The sequence below is a fragment of the Flavobacterium sp. genome (assembly GCF_043778725.1).
Classification (GTDB): Bacteria; Bacteroidota; Bacteroidia; order Flavobacteriales; family Flavobacteriaceae; genus Flavobacterium.
Map to the genome: position 1 here is coordinate 1 of NZ_JAYWFT010000111.1, position 4,203 is coordinate 4,203.

Genomic DNA, 4,203 nt, shown 5'->3' on the forward strand with positions numbered 1-4,203 from the left:
TTTTTTGAAGTTCTTCTAGAAAGACTACAGTGTAGAATAAATCTAAACCTAAACCTCCATAGGCTTCTGGATATGCTATTCCAAAAAAGCCCATTTCTCCAAATTTTTTCCAAATAAAACGTTCAATTGTACCTGTTTTTTCCCATTTTTCAATGTGAGGCACAACTTCTTTTTGCAAAAAGTCTTTTAAACTCGCTCTAAATAATTCGTGTTCTTCTGTAAAATATGTTGAATTCATAATATAACTGCTTAATTTTTGTTCTATTTTTTAGAATTCCAAATATAAGACAATTATTTTTACTTTATCAACAGGAAAAGCTTTAATATTTGCTAAATCCTCAATTTTCAAATCGCCATTCATACTTCTATAAGTTACTATGTTTTTAGAAATAGGATATTTGAAGTATGGAAATTGTCCTAATTCCTTGATAGAAGCATTGTTGATATTGATTTTTTTAATTTTGGGAAGTGAATTAATTTTAAAATATTTATTAAGATTGGAGACAACTTCTGGCGATAAACCCCAAATTTCATTCATTTGATCCATAGAAACGAATGCGCCATAGGTATCTTTTTGGGCTAAAATTCTATCAGAAATTGCATCACCTATTCCGTAAATTTTCATCAAATCTTCTTTAGTAGCTTGATTGATGTCTAAAACTTTCATGGCTTCTTTCTTTGGAAACTCTTTCCAATTGGATTTTGCATAAGAATTTTGATAACTACCTTGATTCTTTTTATTGACCCAATCTGGAAATTTAAAGAAAGGAGCAATCGCATTTAAAAGCGAGTCTGAAATTCCGGTAACTTTTTGAAATTCTTCAGGTGAGTTGGCAAATTTTCCTTGTTTTCTAAAGGCAAGTAATCTATCTATTTGATCTACTTTCATACCTAATTTATATCCTTTAAAGTCGGTTATAAAATTGGGATTGAACGGATACATTTTATAACTCGTTTCGTGTTTTTGTAGTTTTAAAGTATCTATAGTACTTTGAAGTGATAGCCAGTTTTGTTCTTCTGGAGATGGTTTATGTGTAGGATTGAAGTCGATAAAATAATATCCAATCTGCAAACTGATTATAATAATAAACAAAAGGAGAATTCCTTTTCGTTGGTCTTTCGAAAAATTAAAGAAGGATTTTATAGTGTCTTTTTCTATCATTTTTAAACCTTTACTGTAGTTATTACAAATCGAAAACTGATGTTCGTTTGGCTCTAACTAAATCTTTAAGTTTTATCCAGAAAGCTAATGTTAGGTAAAATCCGAAGCCCAAACCAACGGTTACAAATGATATATAAATAAAAAACAACCGAACACTTGTTGCTCGCATACCTAGTTTATCTGCAAGTCGTGACGAAACATGAAACCCATGTTTTTCAAAAAAGTAGCGTATGTTGGTTATCGGATTCATTAATGGAATTTAAAATAATTTATAAATGCTAAAATTGTCAAACTTAAAATTGCAAGAAACAAGATTAAAAGTTTCTTATTTATTGATGTCCAAAGTTTTATTTTTTTTACTTTATTATAAATTGCTATTATAACAAAAGCTATAATTGAACAAAAGATAATATATAGAGATAAAATTATTGAAAAATAACTAAAAGTAAATGAAAACTCATTAAAATCAGAAGTTATTACCGCCAAACAGCTACTAATGATTGTTGATACAATTGATAGTTTTAATAAAATTACAATAATAAAATCTAGTTTTCGAATATAATTGAGCTTCACTTTTAGATTAATTATCTTTTAAAAGTTCTAATCCGACGGCACATTGTAAACATTTTTTATGGTTACAATATTCATTTTTAAGTTGCAATAATGATTGCGACTCAAAAGCATTTTTAGAATTAATACCAAATGTAGTAAACTTTTCTATTATCGTGTTTTTCTCGGCTGGAATATTTGACAATAAATCAATTAAAGATTCTGAAATTTCTTTACCTTGACTTTTAGCATAAGCAAATTGAATGGGAATAATTGTATTTATTAACACCAAATCTATGAATGATTTAGACAATGATTTTTCTTTTCTAGGACTTGATTTGTCAAAATTGTAATGCGTTTTCCAATAATCACTCACCGACAAATTGAAAATTTCATAGATTTCTTGAATAGAATTTATGCTGATAATTTTAGAAAATAAATTGCGATGTAAATGGTATAACATTGCCAATTGAGCTAATCTTACAGTGGGAAAATTATCTGGTCGATGTTTAAAAAACTGAATTGGATCTATTGTTGGTTTTTCTAATTTGTATTTTAAAGCAATATAATCATACCATGATTTTAATTCTTTAGGATAATTATCTTCAGCATTTTCTGGTAGCATATTGGCCTGTCCAAACAGTAATGCTTCAAGATACATTACCTCTAAAGCTTCTTTTCGAATAAGTGAAAACGTAATAGATTTCGCTACTTTCAAGAACATTTCGCCATTGGTATTCAATCCGAAATTTTTGGCAAGCATAGAAAACAAAACAGATTCCCAATCGTTTTCGGTTTCTTGAAGCAATTGTTCTATAGGTTGCGCTTTTCGTTCTAATCGCTCAAAAAACAATCGTTCTTGCCAATTGGAAAGCACAAAATTAGGCACATTTTTAATTTGATTTTCACAAAATATCCAAGATTTTTGAGCTGTTAAGGATTGGTATTTGGCAAGTTCTGACTTAGAAACATAATTTTTAATTTCAAGAACTGGAATTTCAGTATTGTCTTTTCTAAAGATTGGCGTATCGTGTTCCCAAACTACGTGAAGAATTACGCTGTCGTAAGTGGTATCCTTTTCATGATGATGCACATACCAATCGGAAGATTTTATATGGATTTCTACATTTCCTGCCCACTTTTGATTGTCTAAAACTATTTGTGCATTAAAAAGATCTGGTCCAGCAAGTTGCAAATAATTTCCCGAATTAACTATGGTTAAGTTTTCGCCTTGCGTCGTTTTTAAATTAGAAAAATCAAACTTTTTAAACTGCCAAATATAATGGATAAAATCTTCTTTCATAGAATTGAATATTGATATTCTGAGTATCTTATTTTAAAGAAATCATTAAATAAAAAGTTTTTTCGCTTCTTTCCAAGACATCATACTTCCATTTTGAACTCGTTTAGACTGTATCTTAGAAGAAAAAACATTCGCTTTTTTCATCGCTTCAAGATGGACACCATTTTTATAGAAATTACTAATATCAATTTCGTTATCCCATAAAGTCATTGTGTACCAAATTTTCAAATTCCAGTTTCCAGTTAATTCAAATTTTTTACATGGAGATTGCTTTAATTCTGAAATAATTTGTCCGTTAAACTTAAAAAAAGCAAACAGTTTTGAATACGAATTTAATTCTATTTTCGTGACAGATACAATCATTAGTTTTAAAATTACTAGTACTATTTAACGTGATGCATTTTTCAAATATACAAATTAAACACCTCTTTTATCGCAACAAATACAATTTTGCGCAAGCTCTAGCATCAGACAATGCTTCATGATGATTGAGTTGAATATTGTTTAAATCGGCACAATTTTTAAGATTTGCTGGTTTATAACCTTTTGCACGGTAAATTTTGCAAGTACATTCCCAGCGCATTGGAATTTCTAGTTCGTCGTAATACAAGCCATAATATTTCATTGTTTTCATTAACACATTTCTATCAAAAACTTCGTTGTGTGCTACAATTTTTCTTCCGAACAATCGTTTTTGAATTTCTGGAAAAAGACTATCAAATGTTTTTTCGTTTAACGTTTCAATAGGTTTTATACCATGAACCATAATATTTCTGTACCAATATTCGTTATTTGGCGGCTGAATTAATGTGTAGTATTCTTCGGTAATTATGCCGTCGTTTACTGTTACTATTCCAACTGCGCAAACACTTTCTTGATGTCCTGTTGCGGTTTCAAAGTCTATTGCCGTGAATGTCATTTTTATTTTTTATTTGATGCAATTTACAAAACTTAAATTCTAAAATCAAATTTTTAAAAATAGTATATTTGCTTATTAATTTACTTCAAATGAAAAAATGTTTTTGTGTTGCAATTGTATTGCTTTCTATGGTGAGCTTTGGTCAAACCAATTATAAAATTACTTACAGTAAAAGTTCTAATGGAAAATTGATTGAAGATCAAGATCTAATTTTTGTGTTTTCCAACGAAAAGCAATCGGTAATTACATCGGAATCTGTACTGATAAATA

7 protein-coding genes are annotated in these 4,203 nt (G+C 28.9%); 1 reads left to right on the forward strand and 6 read right to left on the reverse strand.

Translation table 11 applies throughout. The features are described 5' to 3' along the window. From ACH2CG_RS10610 to ACH2CG_RS10635, 6 genes are all read right to left on the reverse strand, one after another. Positions 1-238: acyl-CoA dehydrogenase family protein (locus ACH2CG_RS10610; protein ID WP_395064969.1), on the reverse strand; the 238-nt coding region annotated here is incomplete at its 3' end. 30 nt (positions 239-268) lie between these two features. After that, positions 269-1,162: a helix-hairpin-helix domain-containing protein gene (locus ACH2CG_RS10615; RefSeq protein WP_395064971.1), complete on the reverse strand. Its 894-nt coding sequence runs from the start codon at positions 1,160-1,162 to the stop codon at positions 269-271. Positions 1,163-1,184: 22 nt separating this feature from the next. Further along, on the reverse strand, positions 1,185-1,412 hold the full coding sequence (locus tag ACH2CG_RS10620) for a PspC domain-containing protein (protein ID WP_395064973.1): 228 nt from the start codon (positions 1,410-1,412) through the stop codon (positions 1,185-1,187). Between the two features lie 330 nt (positions 1,413-1,742). Beyond that, entirely contained in the window at positions 1,743-3,014 is a 1,272-nt protein-coding gene (locus tag ACH2CG_RS10625) for a DUF2851 family protein (protein ID WP_395064975.1), read from the reverse strand. A gap of 45 nt (positions 3,015-3,059) precedes the next feature. Next, positions 3,060-3,377 (reverse strand): hypothetical protein, encoded by a 318-nt coding sequence (locus ACH2CG_RS10630; protein WP_395064977.1) that lies wholly within the window; start codon positions 3,375-3,377, stop codon positions 3,060-3,062. A 67-nt stretch (positions 3,378-3,444) separates the two neighbouring features. Beyond that, a complete protein-coding gene (locus tag ACH2CG_RS10635; protein ID WP_395064979.1) occupies positions 3,445-3,933 on the reverse strand; it encodes a 3'-5' exonuclease in 489 nt (162 codons plus the stop codon). Between the two features lie 89 nt (positions 3,934-4,022). Here ACH2CG_RS10635 and ACH2CG_RS10640 point away from each other — a divergent pair. After that, a partial coding sequence (locus ACH2CG_RS10640) for a hypothetical protein (RefSeq protein WP_395064980.1) occupies positions 4,023-4,203 on the forward strand: 181 nt, incomplete at its 3' end.

Coding starts and splice junctions, on each gene's coding strand:
- ACH2CG_RS10615 (WP_395064971.1), bottom strand. CDS start 1,162: ATGATAGAAAAAGACACTATAAAATCCTTCTTTAATTTTTCGAAAGAC.
- ACH2CG_RS10620 (WP_395064973.1), bottom strand. CDS start 1,412: ATGAATCCGATAACCAACATACGCTACTTTTTTGAAAAACATGGGTTT.
- ACH2CG_RS10625 (WP_395064975.1), bottom strand. CDS start 3,014: ATGAAAGAAGATTTTATCCATTATATTTGGCAGTTTAAAAAGTTTGAT.
- ACH2CG_RS10630 (WP_395064977.1), bottom strand. CDS start 3,377: ATGATTGTATCTGTCACGAAAATAGAATTAAATTCGTATTCAAAACTG.
- ACH2CG_RS10635 (WP_395064979.1), bottom strand. CDS start 3,933: ATGACATTCACGGCAATAGACTTTGAAACCGCAACAGGACATCAAGAA.